Below are 18,080 nucleotides of genomic sequence, written 5' to 3'. Positions count from 1 at the left end.
GCTTCCAAAAAGCAGGTGGCGGTTGCCGCAGTTGCCTGGGTGACCCCTTCGGCGCTCCCGCCCGAAATCCAGTGACGGCGTCGTTACGCAAATCAGGCGATGCGGAACCGCGCCACCGAGTCACGCAGTTCTTCAGCAAGCTGCGTGAGCTGGCGCACCGACTGCGCGGTCTGACGTGTACCCGTCGACGTCTGTTCCGTGATGTGCAGGATCTGTTCGATGTTCTGCGCAACGTCCGAAGCCAGCGTCGCTTCGTGCGACGTCGTCTGCGAAATGCTCTCAATCAGTTCGGCAAGCTGGCGCGACACGCGGCCGATCTCCACCAGTGCGGTACCGGCGTTATCGGACAGCTTCGCCCCTTCCACCACGCCCGCCGTGCTGCGCTCCATGGCGTGCACCGCGTCTTGCGTGTCGGTCTGAATCGTGCGGATCAGCGCGCCAATCTGCTTGGCTGCCTCGGCCGAACGTTCTGCCAGGCGCTGCACTTCCTCTGCCACCACCGAGAAGCCGCGGCCGGCTTCACCAGCCGATGCTGCCTGGATGGCAGCGTTCAGTGCCAGCACGTTGGTCTGCTCGGTAATGTCCGAGATCAGCTCCACGATTTCACCGATCTCCTGCGACGATTCGCCCAGGCGCTTGATCCGCTTCGAGGTTTCCTGAATCTGGTCACGGATGTCGTTCATGCCCGTGATGGCGTTCTGCACGGCCTGCTGGCCTTGCTCTGCAGCGGCCAGCGAGGCGCGTGCAACGTTGGCCGATTCAGCAGCGCCGCGCGAGACCTGCGTAATGCGGTCGGCCATCTCCACCACCGACTGACCGGTCTGGCGAATCTGGCGGGACTGTTCTTCGGATGCGGCCACCAGGCTTTCCGACGTGGTCTGCACTGCCGACGATGCCTGCGTCACCTGCTCGGCCGTCTGTTGCACCCGGCCGACCAGCTCGCGCAGTTCTTCCACGGTGTAGTTCACCGAGTCGGCAATGGCGCCGGTAATGTCTTCCGACACGGTGGCCTGCTTGGTCAAGTCACCGTCTGCAATGTCCTGCAGTTCGTTCATCAGACGCAGAATTGCGGCCTGGGTGGAATCGTTGTTGCGCTTTTCCACCATCCGGCGTTCTTCAGCTTCACGCTGACGGGCTTCTGCTTCCATCGTACGCACGCGCGAATCGCGCAGGTACAGGGCGGCCAGGCCGGCCAGGCAGACCACGGTCAGGATGGCCGACAGCACCACCGCACCGAGCGTCACCGGACGGCTGCGCACGCTGCCGGCATAGGCCGACTGCAGATCCGACAGGTCGGCACGCAGCTTTTCGTTGTCGTTGAAGATCTGCTGCTGGGCGCGCTTGGCGGCAATCAGGCCCGGCAGGTTTTCAAGAATGATCTGCGTGGTCTTCTGCACGTTGTCGAAGCGGGTCGACAGCTCTTGCAGATAGCCCTTCGTCTCGGCATCGGTGGCGGCCGACAGGCGCAGCGCTTCTGAGCCGTTGAGCAGGCCGTTCAGGGTTTCGCGGAAGGTGTTGGTGTCCTTACCGAGCAGGAACGCCGTTTCCGGGTTCACGCCTTCGCCGGCCAGGAACTCGTTCATGTTCTTACCCAGGCGCTGCGTCAACATCACCAGCTGCGACGAGGCGGCCACTTCACGAGCCGGCGCGTTGGTCTGCAGCTTCATCGACGAGATCTGTTCGGCTTCTTCCAGCAGTTCGGGGTTCGACGCGTTGAACACGTTCAGCGTCTTACCCACCGCCACCAGCGTCTTTTCCTGCGCCAGGATGGCCTGGGCACTCTTGTCGCTGCGCTTCCACTCTTCGATCGACTTGTCGAGCAGCGCTTCGGCCTCGCCACCCGAGGCGCGCACGCCGCGCTCGGAGCTGCCGTTCTTCAACGCCTCGAGGTTCTCCTGCAAGCGCGCACGGCTCTCCTTGAGCTGGGTGAATGCGTTGGCGTTACCCAGCAGCGCCACCGGCACTGCCTTGGCCAGACGCTGCGAGTGCATCAGCGTGTCACCGGCAATTTCAATCTGCACCGAACCGTTGTTGGCCTGGCGGTTATCCAGGTACACCGAGATCAGCAGCGCCAGCAGACCAACCACCAGGCCGATCGTGAAGACACGCTGCTGCGCGGCAAACGGCACGCGCTCCATCCAGCCAACCACGGCATCCATGGGCGAGCGGCCCAGTTGCGTGGGCGGCCCAGCGGGATTGTCGTCATCCGTATGGGGCGCATTGTCCAACTGCGCCAACTGCACGGAAGCCGCCGACGCGCCCTCCACTGCAACCTCCGGCGCCCCTGCCTCTGCGGCACGGCGACCTGCGTTGAACCACTTGAACCCCATAGGACCCTCTTGTCTTGTCGATGCTGCCGTCTCGTTCTATCGAGATCAGCCGCATGGATTTCCCGTCCGCGTCCGCGCCTTGTTCTAACCGGCGTGGTACGCACCTTCGGCGGTGCCTGTGAATACACTTGGCCACCTGGCGCGCCCTGTTGCGCGCGCCATGCACCGCCTCTTGCCCCTGCGCACCCCGCTCCCGTTGCGGCGTGCCCAATCTTTTCTTGTTTGCTCTACGGCTCTACGGCCTGATTCCCCAATCGCTTTATGCGCGGCTGCGGCCGACCTGCAGGAACGCCGGATCGGCCAGCAACTGCCGCACGTCCAGTTCACGCCACTGCGTGCCGTGCACGTCGCGCCAGGCACGGCCCAGCCAAGGACGCCCCTCTTCCACGGTGGCTTCCGCAGGCTGCAAGTCGCTCAGGCTGCGCAGCCCCGCCACGCGCGGCACAACGATTGCGCACGCCCGCTGCGGGTCTTTGGACAGCACCACGATCTTGGCGCCGCTGCCACTGCCCGTCGGTGCTTCACCGCAGAACAGGCCGAAATCGATCACGCCCAGCAGGTTGCCGCGCGCATTCACGAGACCGAGGTACCACGGCTGCGTGAGCGGCACGCGTGCGGGCGGCTGGTAGTCCAGCACCTCGCCGGTTTCCGTCAGGGACAGCAGCCAGTGGTGCTCGCCGATCTGCACGCCCAGAAAGCCTTCCGTCGACGACTTGGCGCGCGCCTCTTGCAGGCGGCGGGCCAGCATCGCCTGGTATTCGTGCAGGCGCTGGCGGGAGGTCAGGTTGGTGCGCTGTTCGTTCACGTCTGGCTCATGTCCGGTGCTGGTTCTTTGCTGCGCGCGGTCTCGACGTCGCGCTTCTAAACGAACTGCCGCAGGATCACTGCGCCAGCTTGGCGATCTTCTCGAGCAGCTCTTCGGCCTTGACCGGCTTGACGATGTAGTCCGATGCGCCCTGACGCATGCCCCACACGCGGTCGGTCTCCAGGCCCTTGGTCGTGCACATGATCACGGGGATGCCCTGGAAGCGCTCGTCCTTCTTGATGGCGCGGGTCGCCTGGTAGCCGTTCTGGCCCGGCATCACCACGTCCATCAGGATCAGGTCGAACGTTTCGGCTTCGAGCTTGGTCATGGCCTGCTCGCTATCGGCAGCGACCGTCACCTTGAAACCGTTCTTGCCGAGGATCTCCGACAGATGCAGCGCTTCGGTCGGAGAATCATCGACCACCAACACTTTCTTGATTGCCATACAAACAGTCCTTCGTTAAGAGAGATGCCATCACTGCGCGGCAGCTGGCGCCACCGGCAAATGCGTCTGGACCGCCTCCAGCAGCGCTTCCTTCGAGAACGGCTTGGCAAGGTGGTCCACCGCCCCGACCGACTTGCCCCGCGCACGGTCGAAAATTCCGTCGCGCGAAGACAGCATGATCACAGGCGTGGCATGAAACTTTGGGCTTTTCTTGATCAGCGAGCAGGTCTGGTAGCCGTCGAGATTCGGCATCAGGATGTCGCAGAACACGAGATCGGGCTTCAGGTCACCCACCTTGGCCAGTGCGTCGAAGCCGTCTTCGGCCAGCATGACCTGGCACCCGGCCTGGGTGAGGAAAATCTGCGCGGTACGGCGAATGGTGCTGGAATCGTCGATCACCAGCACCTTGCAGCCTGTCAGGGAATGCGCCAGCGGAGAGTTCGCCAGCGGTTGGGAGTCAGCCAGTTGTTCCACCCGCGCGGATTGCATCATGTTCTCGCAGTGCGCGACCACGGGTCGCCACGACATTCTGACCGGATGGATCGCGGCAAATCGCCACGCAGCGTGCCCTCCAAACGGAAAAGGCCCACGCTGGCGACGACTTCAAAACTACGCCCCCCGGCCCGCTTATGAAGTGTGAAGCTCAGAATTTGACGAAGTGTGACAAGTCACCTATTCGCCGTCAATGGCGCCGGCTGTCCGCCGAGCGCTTGTGGCATGGAAGCGACGAGCCCATTTCATCGAACCGTCACTTCCTGATACTTGGCTGTCAGCAAGAGGGCAAACGCTCACTTGCTGACGGGAGACAGGTCAGATCCGGATCAGATCTGCACCATTTCGAAGTCTTCCTTGCGCGCGCCGCACTCGGGGCACGTCCAGTTGATGGGCACGTCTTCCCACTTCGTGCCGGGCGCAATGCCGTCGTCCGGGGCGCCTTGTTCTTCGTCGTAGATCCAGCCGCAAATCAGGCACATCCACGTCTTGTATTCAATCTGTTGTTCCATAGGGCAAAGCTTCGGTGGGTTCCGTCTATTAAAATGGCAGGCCAGATGGTACCGAATCACGCCCGGGTGCGCCAGAACACGCGCCGGGCAGACACGGTGTTTGATTGCATCCAACCCGTATCTGCGGCAAACCACCACATAATCGCCTCAAAAGTGCCTTTCAACCTTGCCGTAGCGGCGTTCTGCGCGGCGCCTATTGCTCTCAACCGCATCCATGTCCACACCCTCCCGCAGCGCTGCCCTGTTTGAACGTGCCCAGAAGACCATCCCCGGTGGGGTGAACTCCCCGGTACGCGCCTTCCGCTCGGTGGGTGGCACGCCGCGCTTCATTGCCAAGGCAGCCGGCCCGTACCTGTGGGACGCCGACGGCACCCGCTACATCGACTACGTGGGCTCCTGGGGCCCGATGATCGTTGGCCACGCGCATCCGGATGTCGTCCGCGCCGTGCAGGAAGTGGCGGCCGACAGCTTCTCGTTCGGCGCGCCCACCGAGGCCGAAGTCGTCATGGCCGAGGAAATCTGCAAGCTCGTGCCGTCGATCGAGCAGGTGCGGCTCGTGTCGTCGGGCACCGAAGCCACCATGAGCGCCCTGCGTCTGGCGCGCGGCTTTACCGGGCGCGACCTGATCGTCAAGTTCGAAGGCTGCTACCACGGTCATGCCGACAGCCTGCTGGTCAAGGCCGGCTCGGGCCTGCTGACGTTTGCCGATACGACGCAGAACGCGCCCTCTTCCGCCGGCGTGCCGGAAGACGTGGTCAAGCACACGATGGTGCTGCCGTATAACGACGTCACCGCGCTGCGCGAGGCCTTCGCCCGCCACGGCAAGGAAATCGCCGCCGTGATCGTCGAGCCGGTGGCGGGCAACATGAACCTCGTGCGTGGCAGCACCGAATTCCATCAGGCCATGCGTTCGCTGTGCACCGAGCATGGCGCCGTACTGATCTTCGACGAGGTGATGACGGGCTTTCGCGTGGCGCTCGGTTGCGCGCAGGCGCTGTACGGCATCAAGCCGGATCTGACGTGCCTGGGCAAGGTGATTGGCGGCGGGATGCCGGCCGCTGCGTTTGGCGGCCGCCGCGACATCATGGGGTTCCTGGCACCGCTGGGCAACGTGTACCAGGCGGGCACCCTATCGGGAAATCCGCTGGCCGTGGCGGCCGGGCTCACCACGCTGCGGCTGATCGCTGCGGAGGGTTTCCATGACCGACTGGCGGCGCAGACACGCAAGCTGGTCGATGGCCTGGCGGACATCGCCCGGGAGGCTGGTGTGCCCTTTGCCGCTGACAGCGTGGGCGGCATGTTTGGCATCTACTTCCGCGAAGGCGTGCCGACGAGCTTTGCTGAAGTGACCAAGAGCGATGTTGGACGCTTCAATGCGTTCTTCCACGCAATGCTGGATCAGGGTGTGTATCTGGCCCCGTCAGCGTTCGAGGCCGGATTTGTGTCTTCCACGCACGATGATGCGATTTTGGATGCGACGTTTGAGGCAGCTCGGAAGGCGTTTAAGGCTGTTTGAGTTTTTTTGTATTTTGGGGATGGGGGTTAGTGGTGCGGCCCCTGTTTCACCCCCTGCCGGGGCTGAAACAGGGATGGACCAACAACAACAAAATCAAACCTGTCCAACCACTTCCCCCAACTCCCGCCCCAACCCCTCAGAAGCCGCCATCATCGGCGCCCGCAACACATTCCGAATCAGCCCCTCAGCAGCCAGCCAGGCCTTCAAGGGCCCCGGATTCGTCTCGGCAAACAGCAACCGGATCACCGGCGCCAGTGCATGATGCAACCGGCGCGCGTCGTTCAACCGCTGCTCTTGCACCGCCCTTTCCATCTCAACAAAGAGCTCCGTGCGGACATGCGCGGCAGCAATGATCGCCCCGACGCCGCCCGCGCACAGCGTGCCGAACACCTGCGCATCCTCCCCCGCCAGCACCTGCAACCGCCCATCGGCAATCACGCGCTGCGTCTTGTCCGCATCGCCACCGCAATCCTTGATGCCATGGATGTTCGGGTGCGCCGCCAGCGCAAGCAGGGTTTCGGTGTCGATGTTCGCGCCGGTGCGATACGGAATGTCGTACAGGAGCACCGGCACCGGCGAAGCGTCGGCCAATGCGGTGAAGTATTCGATGATCCCGCGCTGCGACGGGCGAATGTAGGAAGGCGCCGGAATCAGAAACGCCGCCGGCCGATGTTCGGCGAGGCGCAGCATTCGCTCGCGCACGGACACGAGAGCACTACCCGAGACACCCATCACCACGGGTAAGCCGTCGGCGGCGGCACGTACCGTATCGAGCACGTCGGCCTGTTCCTGATCGGTCAGCGCCGCGGCTTCGCCAGTACTGCCACACGCCACAAAGCCGGCGACGCCCAGCGCGCGGTACCGCACCACTAATGTATACAACGCGCCGTAGTCGACCGACCGCGCCGCGTCATCGGCAAACGGCGTGACGATGGGCACCCAGATACCCGCATAAGACGGACGTTGGGTGGACAGATGGGTGGATGAATTTTCAAGCACGACAACACTCCTGGACAAATCAACGACCGGTCAAGAACCGTCAGGAGCGCTTCGGGAATGCAGGCCCGCGAGATGCGGGTGTGAGGCAACCGTGTCTAACGTATCGGTCAACCGCTGTTCCGTCGCCCATCTGACGGAACAGCGCTCCGGTCAGACGAGCGGCTGTTTGGTGGCTTTTTTGGCGCGCGCGAGCGTCGACACGACCGACAGGCTGAATGCCGGTGCCGAGCAGATCGACGAGGAACGGGAAATCGCGCGCATGGAAATTGTCAAAAAAGTCCCCATACCGTACTGATGTGTGACTGGAGCGTCAAGCGCATAAGCTAAAGTGCGCTGAATCGACATGAGGCGATGTCAGTCTCATGCCACATTCTTTTCAGACTCAGATCTAGAGGACTTCATGACCCCTGCCCTGACCTTCCGTTCGACGCGTTTTTCGGTGCTGCGCTGGCTGGCACTGTCGCTGGCCGTGCTGGCTGCGCCGTTCCTGTCTGCGTGCGGCTATAACGATTTCCAGGCGAAGGACGAAGCCACCAAGGCTGCCTGGGCCGAGGTGGTCAACCAATACCAGCGCCGTGCCGACCTGATTCCGAACCTGGTGAATACGGTCAAGGGCTATGCCTCCCACGAGAAGGACACGCTGGAAGCCGTGACCAAGGCCCGCGCCGCGGCCACCAGTTTCCAGATCACGCCGGAGGTGCTGAACGATCCGGTTGCGTTCCAGAAATTCCAGCAGGTGCAGGGCGAGCTTTCGAGCGCGCTGTCGCGCTTGATGGCGGTGTCGGAGAACTATCCGCAGCTCAAGGCTGACCAGTCGTTCCGCGATCTGCAATCGCAGTTGGAAGGCACCGAGAACCGCATTACGGTGGCGCGTCAGCGTTACATCAAATCGGTGCAGGAGTACAACGTGCTGGCCCGTAGCTTCCCGACCAACCTGACGGCCAAGGTGATGGGCTATCAGGTCAAGCCGAACTTCACGGTCGAGAATGAGAAAGGTATTTCCACCGCCCCGGCGGTGAAGTTCTGACGAGCTGACGATCATGTCGATGCGTGCGCGTGCCTGCTTGGCCTTCCTGCTGACTGCGGCCCTGTGGCTGGCCAGTGCGCTGCCCGCGCGCGCGCAAAGCGACATGGTGGCCGTGCCGCCGCTGGCTGCACGCGTGACCGACCTGACCGGCACGCTCAGCGCCGAACAGAAGAGCGCGCTCGAACAGGTGCTGGCCGACTACGAACAGCAACGCGGCAGCCAGATCTTCGTGCTGATGGTGCCGTCCACCGCGCCGGAGCCTATCGAGGCGTACGGCATTCGTGTGGCCGATGCGTGGAAGGCCGGCCGCAAGGGCGTGGACGACGGCGCGATCATCCTCATCGCCAAGGACAACCCGGCGTCGCTGCGCAAGATGCGTATCGAGGTCGGGCGCGGGCTGGAAGGGGCGCTGACGGATGCGCAGTCCAAGCGTGTCCTGCAGGACGTGATGGCGCCGCACTTCCGCCAGGGCGATTTCTACGGCGGGCTGTCGGCAGGTATCTCGGCCATCCAGACTGTCATTGCGCAAGAGAGCCTGCCGCCGGCAGAGCGGGCGAAGCATCAGCCATCCGGCGGCGGCATCGGCGACTGGCTGCCCGTGCTGTTTCCGCTGGCGATCATCGTGTTCTTCGTGCTGAGTGCGGCCATGCGCTCGGGCGGGCGCGTGACGGGCAGCCTGCCCGGGCGGCCGGGCTCGCGCGTGATGATGGGCAACCGCGGCTGGGGCCCGGGCACGATTGGCGGCCTTGGCGGAGGCCTGGGCGGCGAATGGGGACGCGACCGGGGCGACTTCGGTGGCGGTGGCGGTGGAGGCGGCGGCTTTGGCGGTGGCGGCGGTGGTGATTTCGGTGGCGGTGGCGCCTCCGGCAACTGGTAACCGGTGAACGCATCCATGACTTCCACGACCCGACACCCCCACGGCGCTCGCCGTGCCATCACCCACCTGCTGACGACGTCGTCGCACGCCAGGCGTGCGTTTCCGCCGGCGGATCTGCAAAAACTCGAAGCCGCCGTGCGCGAAGGCGAACAACGCCATCGCGGTGAAGTGCGGGTCGTCATCGAAAGCTCGCTGCCGGTGCGCGATGCGTGGGCCGGTGTGTCGCCGCGTCACCGGGCACGGATGCTGTTCGGGCTGCTGGAGGTGTGGAACACGCGCGAGCACGTGGGCGTGCTGCTCTACATCAACCTGGCCGACCACGCGGTTGAGATCCTGGCCGACCACGGGATCGCCGCCAAGGTGGACGCGCACACGTGGCGCACCATCTGCGAGACCATCACGCGCGGCTTCGCGCAGCGCGTGAGCATGACGCCGGTGCTCGATGCGCTGGCGCAGATCAACGACCTCCTCGCCACACACGTGCCTTCCGATGGCACGCCGCGCACCAATGAGCTGAGCGACCGGCCGGTGGTGCTGTAACGGCGCTACGTTGAGTGAGGCTGCCAGGCAGCGTCCCAAGCCGGATCTGCCGCCACATCCGTAGCGTTGTTTCGCAAAGATCCGACTGCACGTGCACCTCCACCGCACGTGTTTCAGTTTTGGTACGAAAGCGCACACGCGATGGAACGCATGAGCAACACGCCCAGGCAATCAGGCGCCTCATCTTTTAGGATGACCTGACTGGCGCCGCACCTCAGGCGTCTGCTTCATGTTCTGCGGTGCCGTCACCCACATCGCCGAGAAGCCGTTACACCTTTCCGCGACGGACGTGTGCGTCGTGCGATACGAAGGCACCTGCTACGGTGACTCCGCATTGCCAGATTTGTGACCCATGTTTCATGAATGCAACCATTCGGGGCCCCTCTGGTTACCCCCGAACCTTTGCACCGCAACAGGAATTTAACGTCACTTTTTGCGCCCGTTTGCGCGATTTATTGCGCACAAATCACCTCCATCTGAGGCGATTTTCAGTGCCCACTGCCGGTATCCGGCACGTATCCAATACGAAACATCCGACCAGCGCCTGCCACTGCAAATACCTTGATTCGGGCTGGAATCGTTGTGGCTCAACGGTTTATCCGCCGTGGCATGGTCGTCGCTCTAGTGTCCGGGCCAGCAAGGCCAATCAGTGATCCGGTGGCTCGGCAATCAAACCAGAGCAGCGTGAAACGCCGCCGCCGAGACCGCAGGAGAGATTCAAGACGGAGTGCAAATCCAACGGCACTCCGAGGGGAAGCTCAGAACAAAGGCGGTGCAGCGGCCACACCAGATGGCCAAGCCCCCGAGAACACGCCTGATACAGCCATTCATAACGGCCTCGGGCAATGCGAGGGGAGTCCACTCGTAGCAGTGAAAGTCGAATTAGAAGTTGTCCGGGGGTAACGTCGGTACGAACCGACGTCAAAGCCAGTCTCGAACAAACGAGACCGCCAGGTTGCCAGGCATGCACCGCACGCCGACAGCCGCATGGTGCATAGAGGTTCCTCCCCCAGACTGCATTTGCGGACGGACGGCTTTCCGCCCTTGTCCGACGGTTGACTTGGCAGTCCATGGGTGGCCGCAACAGCAATCCGCGGCCCCATAGAAAAACGTTGGGGGAAAACATGAACGCGTACATCAACCGCCCATTGCTCTATGTCTCACTGCGTCACGATGCAACGCGTTGCCGCTACCTGGCTCAACAGGGTTGGCAACTGCTCTTCGCCAACAACCGCCGCGACCTTGAAGCGCTGAACCTGTGCGATGAGCCCGTCCTGGGCGGTCTGCTGGATCTGGATTGCGGTTACTCCGACGCCGAATTGGAAGAACTGGAACCCTGGCTTGCCCGGCAGAACATTGGCTGGATCGGAGTGGTCGGCAACGGCGACATGTTGTCTGACCCGATGCGCAAGCTGCTCGGCCTGTACTTTGTCGACTACTACAACATCCCGTGCGACAGCGCCGAATTGGCACACGCACTGGGGCACGCAGTCGGCATGGCAAGCCTGCGCCCGGCGGCAACGCTCACACGCGATGCGCTGCGCCCCGATGGCATGATCGGTAACTGTCCCGCCATGCAGAACCTGTTCCGCGGCATCGAGAAAGTCTCGAAATGGGATACCCCAGTCCTGATCTCAGGTGAATCGGGAACAGGCAAAGAACTCGCAGCACGCGCAATCCACTGTGCCTCGCGGCGCGCCGGCCAGCCATTCATTGCCGTCAACTGCGCGGCGATTCCGCCCACGCTGCTGATGTCCGAGCTGTTCGGCTATGAACGCGGTGCCTTCACTGGCGCGGTCAAGCGCAAACTCGGCCGCATCGAGATGGCGCACGGGGGCACCCTCTTCCTGGATGAAATCGGCGACATGCCGCTAGAAAGCCAGACCAGCCTGCTGCGCTTTCTGGAAACCGGCTGCATCGAACGACTGGGCGGCACAGAGTCGGTTGCCGTCGACGTGCGCGTCATCTCAGCCACGCATGTCGACCTGGAAGCAGCCATTGCGGCGGAGCGCTTTCGCGGCGATCTCTATCACCGCCTGTGCGTGCTGCGCGTCAAGCAACCCGCACTGCGCGAGCGCGACACCGACATCCTGCTGCTGGCCGAACACATCCTCAACAGCGTGCGCAGCCATTCGCCCGAACACATCAAGGGGTTCTCACCAGCTGCGCTGCGCGCCCTCAGCGCGCACACGTGGCCGGGCAACGTGCGGGAGCTGATCAACCGCATCCGGCACGCCGCAGCCATGTGCGAAGACGGCATCATCAAGCCGGCCGATCTCGACCTGCAGCCGCCCGTCGAGCCGTCGCGCCCGCCTACCCTGGCCGAGGCCCGGGAAGCAGCCGAGCGTTGTGCCGTAAAAGAAGCCCTGCAACGCAATCATGAACGGCTCATCGACGTGGCCGAAGAGCTCGGCATCTCACGCGTCACGCTGTTCCGGATGATGCGCGAGCACAAACTGCAGATCCGCAAGGGCGAACTTGGGATGGTGTGCGTACAGGGGTAAAGGCAAGGGGGAAAGGCGGGGACAGAAAAAATAACAGGGGCGGACCATGTCAGTCAGCCAGCAGGATACGGCGCGGGTTGAACCAGCGCCGAAGTCGAGGGGAGCGAGGGGGGGAAGTTGGCAGGGGTCCCGCCGGCTGCATGTTTATGGCGGGGCCCTGCTCTTCCTTGAGTACTTCCTGCTCGGCATGTGGTGGTGGGGCCACCACATCCTGCAGAACACCACCATTCCGTCGCCGGGGTGGGATCTGGCTGTCTTCTGGAGTGCCGCCAACCTGGCCATCACGCACGGCGCGGCAGCAGCTTATGACTGGGGGTTGTTGCGCGCTGCGGAAGCCGCCATCCTGCCGCCCGACATCTTTGGGCCGTTCTCCTATCCTCCAACGTTTCTGCTGCTGATCTACCCGATTGGCGCGTTGTCGTTTGGTGCAGCCACGGTGGTTTTCTCAGGCAGCGGCATTGCGCTTTTTCTGGGGATACTCAACAAAACGCTGCGGTCGGTGCCAGACTCGCTGCGGCTGCCCTGGCTCATTCCGGCGGTTGCGTTCCCAGGTGTGTGGGTCACGCTGGTCACGGGGCAGAATTCGCTCTTCACCGCAGCGGCTGCGGGTGCGGCGCTGGTGCTGCTGCGGCGATCTCCGGTGGCGGCAGGTGCTTGCATCGCCATGTTGTGCATCAAACCGCAACTGGGCATCCTGTTCCCGCTATACCTGCTCTGCGAGCGCCAGTGGCGCGCGCTTGCATCGGCAGCGTTCTTCTCGGTGCTGACTTTGGCGGTGAGTTGGCTCGCATTTGGCACAGCCACCTTTGTAGCCGCCGCAAGAAGCATGGCCATGTTCCGCCACGCTATTGTCGAGAATGGTGGTGTGATCCTGTATGGCGCGCCGACGGTATTCGGCACGCTGCGGTCTGCCGGGTGCTCGACCACGGTGTCATATGCGGCTCACGCCGGCGTGGCGATGCTCGTGATTGCCGTCTGCGTTTGGTTATGGCGCAGCGCCTGCCGCTTTGAGTTGCGCGCTGCCTCACTGCCCGTTGCAACGCTGATGGTGCAGCCCTATCTCATCTACTACGACCTCGCCTGGCTCGCTTTGCCGATGGCCTGGCTTGCGGTCGATTTCGTGCGCCACAGCAGCAACCGCTTCGAAAATGCGGTGCTGCTTGCCGCCTGGCTGGTACCTGCACAAGGCCTGTTCGCCGTGCTTTCGCACCGGACAGGGCAATGGGCGCCGATCGTGCTGGTGGCGTTGCTCGCCATCATCGTGCGGCGGGCGCGGGCGCCACAACGCGTGATCGCACGACGCGAATGCTCTGACGCTGCAACACCACCCGCAGCCGCGATTGGCGCACACGCATCCAACCCTGCGCAGGGGACAACGGCGTGAACAGAAGCTTTGAGGGCCTGCGCGGCATCGCGGCCTTGTTTGTCGTTGTGCATCACATGTTCTGCGCATGGCCGCACCCGCTTTCTGCCAACGCCTATCTTGCTGTGGACCTCTTCTTTGTCTTGAGCGGCTTCGTCATCAGCAGCGCGTGTGGCCCGCAGTTGTCGAATCTTGCATCGCTGCGCACGTTCATGATCCGCCGCATTGGCCGTCTGTGGCCAACGCACATCGCAACCACGGTCCTGGCCCTCATTGTGGCCCGCCATCTGCCGGCGTTTGGCGAGGCGCTGGCACTCGCCACCATGTCGCAGGGCCTAAACGTCTTCCAGGCTGGCATCGGCAACGCCGTGAGCTGGAGCGCCAGCGACGAAATGTACGTCTACTTTGTGTTCGGTGCGGGTTGCATCCTGATGCGCGGCCGCACCCGCAGGGTGGTATTCGCAGCGTTAGGCTTGACCGCGTGGGCGCTGGCCGCCTGGATCGAGATCGACCGAGCCTGCCTTCTCCAGGGCGGCTGCCTCAGTAAGTTGGTTCACCAATTCGGCTGGCTGCGGTGTATTGCAGGCTTCTTCATCGGCGCCCTCCTTTATGAGTTCCGAGATCGCCTTATTACCTGGGCGAGCCGCCCCGTCTTTCAGGTGACGGCATTTTCAGCAGCGCTGTTCCTGCTCATTTCGGCAGATGCCCTTCCCGGGTCTGCACTGACCGCGCCATTGACGTTCGGCGCGCTGATCGGTGCGCTCATCAGTGATCGCGGCCCCGTCTCGCACATCCTCCAAACGCCGGCGGCGCAGTATCTTGGCAAGGTGTCATATCCGCTGTATCTGGCACATGGCGTCATGCTGCCGCTTGTCGTGAGCATGCCGGCGGACGTCGGGCTCGCGGATCAACTTGTCACTTACGCGCTGTTTCTCTTCTGGGCGTTTGCCGCCGCCCATGTGCTGCACAACTACGTCGAGCTGCCGTTTCGTAACCGGTTCAATGCGTGGTCTCAAATGCTCTCGCGTGCAACGTCATCGCAGGTGCCGCAACGCTAACGCATGGGGGCGCAACTTACTCGGCAACAAACACTTAAACGACGCGGGATACGCCTGCCACATGGTCGGCAAGACAGTCAGCAGAATGCGTGCTTCCTGCAATGGATGCAAAATGACGCCGCATTACCATCACCAGTAACGCAACCAGCACCGCAGGAAGCACCTGAAGATAGCGGCCGACATAGGCCGCAACAACGCCCTGCACAGGTGCCAGCCACGCCGCAATCAGCAGAATCCACTCCAGACGATTCAACGCTTGGACCTTGGCATCGCGCATCAGAAAGACGATCGGCAGGATCAACCAGACCAGGTCGTAGAACATGATGTAGGGCTGCATCAATAGCGTGGCCACGACGAAGGCCGTTGCGCGAAGCTCGAACCTCGCGCGCTTGGCCCACAGGAAGGTCATGACGATCACGGCAGGCGCAGCGACCAAGCCATGCACAACATAAGCCACGCTCACGGGTAGATCCACGCTGCGGCTCACGGCGAATACGGTTGGCATGCCGAGCCACATTTCACGGCCGCCCTGCTCCACCGCGATCCGGCTGAACTCGGGAAGATACGCTGCAAACGCGCGCCATGCGTCAACTCCGAAGACGGCAACGCTGCCTCCAACGAAGGCCAAGGTGCACAGACCCGCCACAACAAGCGCCTTCCATTGCCGACCGCACGCAAGCGCCAGCGGAAACAGCACGCCAAATTGCGGCTTGATCACCAGTATCGCGATACACAGTCCGGCAACGCCCGCGTTTGCCTCAAGCAAGACAAGCGCGGCACCCGCTGCAGACACTGTCAGAAGCGAGTTCTGGCCCAACCCCAGCGCGACAGGCACCCCCGGGAACGCGGCGAACCAAGGCAACCATGCACGGTCGACGTTGCGATTGATACGCACAAGCATCGCGCCATAAGCGGACAAGCCGAGCACAAAGTAAAGGATGAGGGCAGCCCCGAATGGCAGCAGTCCGAAGAGAATGACTGCCAGCAAGAAGGTGGGCGGATAAGGCCATGGGGAGTAGCCGATCTGGTGCCGCAGCGACTCTTCCAGCGGCTGCATCCATTGCGCAGAAAACACGGCTGCTGCGTTGTGCTCGATCGTCACCCGGGCGGCAGACCAGAATACCGAAAAATCGTAGCCGAGCATTGGCGCTGTCCAGTCGTGCAGCAGGTAAAACCGGATCCCCCAGATCATCAACGCCAGGATCTGGAGCGCCAATGCTGCCATCGCGTAGATGGTCAGGCGACGGGCCAGGCGCCCAGAATCCATTGCCGACATGACGCGCCTCTCTTGCTGGAACACGCCTAACCGCGCTGACCTCGCACCATCTGAATGACGCGCCGCTCACCCGTGAACCGGTTGCGTAGTCGGCGCTCCTGATAGCGGCGCTTCACCAGGTAGATCGGGCGCCCCTTGGCCTCGTCGTAGATGCGGCCAATGTATTCGCCCACCACGCCCAGCCCGATCAATTGCAAGCCACCAAAAAACAGCAGCAGCGACAGCAGCGAGGCATAGCCCGGCACATCCACACCCAGGACCATGGTGCGAGCGATGATGTAGCTGCCGTACACGAATGCCAGGCTTGCAATGGCCAAACCGATATACGTCCAGCTCCGCAGCGGCCAGGTACTGAAACTGGTGATGCCTTCCAGCGCGAAGTTCCACAGGCGCCAGCCGGAGAACTTCGACTGACCTGCGCTGCGTGCCTCGCGCTCGTACGGAACGATCACGGTGTTGAAACCCACCCACGCAAACAGGCCCTTCATAAACCGGTGCCGCTCGGGCAACTGCTTGAGCGCATTGACGACCGCGCGGTCCATTAAGCGGAAATCGCCAACATTCTCCGGCAGCTTCAGGTCGGACAACATGTTGTGGACGCGGTAATACGCGGCGGCAGTCACCCGCTTGAGAAAGGTGTCGCAGGCACGGCTGGCGCGCTGTGCAAGGACCACTTCCGCCCCCTTCTGCCAGTGCGCTACCAGGGTGGGAATCAGTTCCGGCGGATCTTGCAGATCAGCATCGATTGGGATGACGGCATCACCAAGTGCCTCGTCAATGCCGGCCGTCAACGCGGCTTCCTTGCCGAAGTTGCGTGTCAGATCGATCACCCGTACACGCTCGTCCGTGCGTGACACGGCGATCAACTTCTGCAGGGTGTCGTCCTTGCTACCGTCGTTCACGCACACGATCTCGAACTGCGTGAACTCGATCGACTCCAGGATCGGCACGACCCGTGCAAAGAAGGACTCTAGCGCCTCGCCTTCGTTGTAGAACGGTACAACCAGCGAAAGGAGTTGGTTTCTCTTGTAATCCAACATCATTGTTCTCCCCGTCCAAGGCGCCTTGGCACGCGGCTGCGTGACGCGTTGCGTGTGCGCTCAAGATGAATACGGCGCGCGATATGCGCGAGTGCAAGCAGCAATACAAGCGGCATCAGCTGAAAGCCGAGTCGGTCAATCAAGAGCATTCCGCCCAGCGGCAGAAGCCACAGCAGGATGAGCCCTTCACGTTCACCGGGCAGCCACCCGTCCCGCAACGCGTAGGAGGCCAGCCAGGCAATGGCCAGACCAAGGAAGGCCAAGTCGTAGTCGTACAGGTAGGGGCTGGCGAGCATGCTTGCCGTCAGCACGGCTGCAGCGCGCAGTGCAAAGCTGCAAGGCCGACTCCAGGCATAGGCGACTGCGGCACAGGCCGTGAAGGCCCCCATCAGATGCAGCACGTAGGCCAGCATCACGCTGCCGTGCAGCATCTTGACCATGGCAAAGAGGGTGGGCATGCGCTCCAGATGGACTGCGCCGGATTCCACCGCCGACCGTGCAAACGCCGCGTTGTGAAGAAAGGCAATGAACGACTGCGGCCCGAACGCCAGCAGCGCCAGCACTACCAATGCGAGCGAGGTCAGCGCCATTGCAATCAACGCTTTCCAGGCTCTGGCGCACATCAGCGCCACCGGAAACATCACCGCCAATTGCGGTTTCACTGTCAGCAGAGCCAGCAACATGCCCGCGGCGATCGGGCTTGCGGGCCGCTTGGGGCGAGGGGAATGCAGCAACGTGAGCGCCAAACCAGCACACGCCGCCAAGAGCAACGCGTTCTGCCCGGTTGCAAGCACGACCGCAATCCCCGGAAACGCCGCGCACGGCAGCCATGCCTGCCGCAATGGCACGATCCGGCCGACAACCCACAGGAAGCACCCGACGCTCATACTCAGGAAGACGAGCACGGCAAGCCAGTACGGCAGCAGCCCGAAGGGGGCGACGAAGGGCAGAAAGGTTGGCGGATAGAACCAGGGCAACAACCCCTGGGTTGTCGCCACCAGCGGGACGGTTGCCAGCTCCACGTTATGCAGCGCAGCCACATCGTAGGCAGCGAGTGGGTGCCCTTGCAGCACCAACTGCGCGGCGCTCCAGAACACCAGAAAATCGCCGCCAAGCGGAAAGACACCCGCGACCCTCAACACACTGGCGCGAACGGCCCAGATTACAAAGTACGCGACGTAGCAGGCCAGCGCAGCCATCGAGTACACGCGCAGGCGGTCCGCGCCCAACCAGTGGCGAGCACCCGCGGCGGCCACTGGAGACGCCGCCGATACCTCAGGCGCCCTGTGCTTTAGA

Annotated in this window: 17 protein-coding genes; 8 read left to right on the top strand and 9 right to left on the bottom strand. The window is 62.9% G+C overall.

Going from position 1 to position 18,080, the window contains the following annotated elements; translation table 11 throughout:
* Positions 1 to 92 precede the first annotated feature (92 nt).
* The 5 genes from ACTJK4_RS04490 to ACTJK4_RS04470 all read right to left on the bottom strand — a co-directional run bounded on the left by ACTJK4_RS04490 (position 93) and on the right by ACTJK4_RS04470 (position 4,584).
* The gene (locus tag ACTJK4_RS04490; RefSeq protein ID WP_440816305.1) at positions 93 to 2,330 is read right to left on the bottom strand and encodes a methyl-accepting chemotaxis protein; all 2,238 of its coding nucleotides are present in this window, start codon (positions 2,328 to 2,330) and stop codon (positions 93 to 95) included.
* 259 nt (positions 2,331 to 2,589) lie between these two features.
* Complete coding sequence (locus ACTJK4_RS04485; protein WP_147216855.1) at positions 2,590 to 3,135, bottom strand: chemotaxis protein CheW; 546 nt, start codon at positions 3,133 to 3,135, stop codon at positions 2,590 to 2,592.
* A 76-nt stretch (positions 3,136 to 3,211) separates the two neighbouring features.
* Positions 3,212 to 3,580 carry a response regulator gene (locus ACTJK4_RS04480; RefSeq protein WP_004629647.1) on the bottom strand — a complete coding sequence of 123 codons (369 nt, stop codon included), beginning with the start codon at positions 3,578 to 3,580 and terminating at the stop codon, positions 3,212 to 3,214.
* Positions 3,581 to 3,610: 30 nt separating this feature from the next.
* Positions 3,611 to 4,108: a response regulator gene (locus ACTJK4_RS04475; protein WP_045204650.1), complete on the bottom strand. Its 498-nt coding sequence runs from the start codon at positions 4,106 to 4,108 to the stop codon at positions 3,611 to 3,613.
* Positions 4,109 to 4,401: 293 nt separating this feature from the next.
* Complete coding sequence (locus tag ACTJK4_RS04470; RefSeq protein WP_003261842.1) at positions 4,402 to 4,584, bottom strand: rubredoxin; 183 nt, start codon at positions 4,582 to 4,584, stop codon at positions 4,402 to 4,404.
* A gap of 214 nt (positions 4,585 to 4,798) precedes the next feature.
* On the opposite strand from ACTJK4_RS04470, the gene hemL reads away from it, so the two are divergent.
* Complete coding sequence (gene hemL, locus ACTJK4_RS04465; RefSeq protein WP_440816298.1) at positions 4,799 to 6,100, top strand: glutamate-1-semialdehyde 2,1-aminomutase; 1,302 nt, start codon at positions 4,799 to 4,801, stop codon at positions 6,098 to 6,100.
* 93 nt (positions 6,101 to 6,193) lie between these two features.
* On the opposite strand, the gene dapA is transcribed toward hemL, so the two are convergent.
* Positions 6,194 to 7,099: a 4-hydroxy-tetrahydrodipicolinate synthase gene (gene dapA, locus ACTJK4_RS04460; RefSeq protein ID WP_440816296.1), complete on the bottom strand. Its 906-nt coding sequence runs from the start codon at positions 7,097 to 7,099 to the stop codon at positions 6,194 to 6,196.
* Positions 7,100 to 7,190: 91 nt separating this feature from the next.
* Between dapA and ACTJK4_RS04455 the strand changes: the two genes are divergently transcribed.
* The 7 genes from ACTJK4_RS04455 to ACTJK4_RS04425 all read left to right on the top strand — a co-directional run bounded on the left by ACTJK4_RS04455 (position 7,191) and on the right by ACTJK4_RS04425 (position 14,468).
* Positions 7,191 to 7,394, top strand: a complete 204-nt coding sequence (locus ACTJK4_RS04455) for a hypothetical protein (protein WP_232042154.1) — start codon at positions 7,191 to 7,193, stop codon at positions 7,392 to 7,394.
* A 105-nt stretch (positions 7,395 to 7,499) separates the two neighbouring features.
* Positions 7,500 to 8,126 carry a LemA family protein gene (locus ACTJK4_RS04450; protein WP_260802917.1) on the top strand — a complete coding sequence of 209 codons (627 nt, stop codon included), beginning with the start codon at positions 7,500 to 7,502 and terminating at the stop codon, positions 8,124 to 8,126.
* A 13-nt stretch (positions 8,127 to 8,139) separates the two neighbouring features.
* Positions 8,140 to 9,003 (top strand): TPM domain-containing protein, encoded by an 864-nt coding sequence (locus tag ACTJK4_RS04445; RefSeq protein WP_260802918.1) that lies wholly within the window; start codon positions 8,140 to 8,142, stop codon positions 9,001 to 9,003.
* Positions 9,004 to 9,018: 15 nt separating this feature from the next.
* Positions 9,019 to 9,543 (top strand): TPM domain-containing protein, encoded by a 525-nt coding sequence (locus tag ACTJK4_RS04440; protein ID WP_440816293.1) that lies wholly within the window; start codon positions 9,019 to 9,021, stop codon positions 9,541 to 9,543.
* Between the two features lie 1,124 nt (positions 9,544 to 10,667).
* Positions 10,668 to 12,047, top strand: a complete 1,380-nt coding sequence (locus ACTJK4_RS04435; RefSeq protein WP_232042978.1) for a sigma-54 dependent transcriptional regulator — start codon at positions 10,668 to 10,670, stop codon at positions 12,045 to 12,047.
* Between the two features lie 187 nt (positions 12,048 to 12,234).
* On the top strand, positions 12,235 to 13,431 hold the full coding sequence (locus ACTJK4_RS04430) for a glycosyltransferase family 87 protein (protein ID WP_440816290.1): 1,197 nt from the start codon (positions 12,235 to 12,237) through the stop codon (positions 13,429 to 13,431).
* On the top strand, positions 13,428 to 14,468 hold the full coding sequence (locus tag ACTJK4_RS04425; RefSeq protein WP_414560270.1) for an acyltransferase family protein: 1,041 nt from the start codon (positions 13,428 to 13,430) through the stop codon (positions 14,466 to 14,468). Before ACTJK4_RS04430 ends, ACTJK4_RS04425 begins: the two co-directional genes overlap by 4 nt.
* Positions 14,469 to 14,502: 34 nt before the next feature.
* Here the strand turns inward: ACTJK4_RS04425 and ACTJK4_RS04420 are convergent, their stop codons facing one another.
* From ACTJK4_RS04420 to ACTJK4_RS04410, 3 genes are read right to left on the bottom strand one after another with little or no spacing between them, the layout of a single operon-like run.
* Positions 14,503 to 15,768: a glycosyltransferase family 87 protein gene (locus ACTJK4_RS04420; RefSeq protein ID WP_440816287.1), complete on the bottom strand. Its 1,266-nt coding sequence runs from the start codon at positions 15,766 to 15,768 to the stop codon at positions 14,503 to 14,505.
* A gap of 2 nt (positions 15,769 to 15,770) precedes the next feature.
* The gene (locus ACTJK4_RS04415; protein ID WP_440816845.1) at positions 15,771 to 16,784 is read right to left on the bottom strand and encodes a glycosyltransferase family 2 protein; all 1,014 of its coding nucleotides are present in this window, start codon (positions 16,782 to 16,784) and stop codon (positions 15,771 to 15,773) included.
* Positions 16,784 to 17,983 (bottom strand): glycosyltransferase family 87 protein, encoded by a 1,200-nt coding sequence (locus ACTJK4_RS04410; RefSeq protein WP_440816284.1) that lies wholly within the window; start codon positions 17,981 to 17,983, stop codon positions 16,784 to 16,786. The genes ACTJK4_RS04415 and ACTJK4_RS04410 overlap by 1 nt, the downstream gene beginning before the upstream one ends.
* Positions 17,984 to 18,080: the final 97 nt, after the last annotated feature.

Origin of the sequence: Ralstonia sp. 22111, from assembly GCF_052045895.1 — a bacterium.
GTDB lineage: Bacteria > Pseudomonadota > Gammaproteobacteria > Burkholderiales > Burkholderiaceae > Ralstonia > Ralstonia wenshanensis.
This window is presented reverse-complemented; position numbering and strand designations above follow the sequence as displayed.

Coding starts and splice junctions, on each gene's coding strand:
- ACTJK4_RS04490 (WP_440816305.1), bottom strand. CDS start 2,330: ATGGGGTTCAAGTGGTTCAACGCAGGTCGCCGTGCCGCAGAGGCAGGG.
- ACTJK4_RS04480 (WP_004629647.1), bottom strand. CDS start 3,580: ATGGCAATCAAGAAAGTGTTGGTGGTCGATGATTCTCCGACCGAAGCG.
- ACTJK4_RS04475 (WP_045204650.1), bottom strand. CDS start 4,108: ATGTCGTGGCGACCCGTGGTCGCGCACTGCGAGAACATGATGCAATCC.
- ACTJK4_RS04470 (WP_003261842.1), bottom strand. CDS start 4,584: ATGGAACAACAGATTGAATACAAGACGTGGATGTGCCTGATTTGCGGC.
- hemL (WP_440816298.1), top strand. CDS start 4,799: ATGTCCACACCCTCCCGCAGCGCTGCCCTGTTTGAACGTGCCCAGAAG.
- ACTJK4_RS04450 (WP_260802917.1), top strand. CDS start 7,500: ATGACCCCTGCCCTGACCTTCCGTTCGACGCGTTTTTCGGTGCTGCGC.
- ACTJK4_RS04445 (WP_260802918.1), top strand. CDS start 8,140: ATGTCGATGCGTGCGCGTGCCTGCTTGGCCTTCCTGCTGACTGCGGCC.
- ACTJK4_RS04440 (WP_440816293.1), top strand. CDS start 9,019: ATGACTTCCACGACCCGACACCCCCACGGCGCTCGCCGTGCCATCACC.
- ACTJK4_RS04435 (WP_232042978.1), top strand. CDS start 10,668: ATGAACGCGTACATCAACCGCCCATTGCTCTATGTCTCACTGCGTCAC.
- ACTJK4_RS04430 (WP_440816290.1), top strand. CDS start 12,235: ATGTGGTGGTGGGGCCACCACATCCTGCAGAACACCACCATTCCGTCG.
- ACTJK4_RS04415 (WP_440816845.1), bottom strand. CDS start 16,784: ATGTTGGATTACAAGAGAAACCAACTCCTTTCGCTGGTTGTACCGTTC.
- ACTJK4_RS04410 (WP_440816284.1), bottom strand. CDS start 17,983: ATGGCTGCGCTGGCCTGCTACGTCGCGTACTTTGTAATCTGGGCCGTT.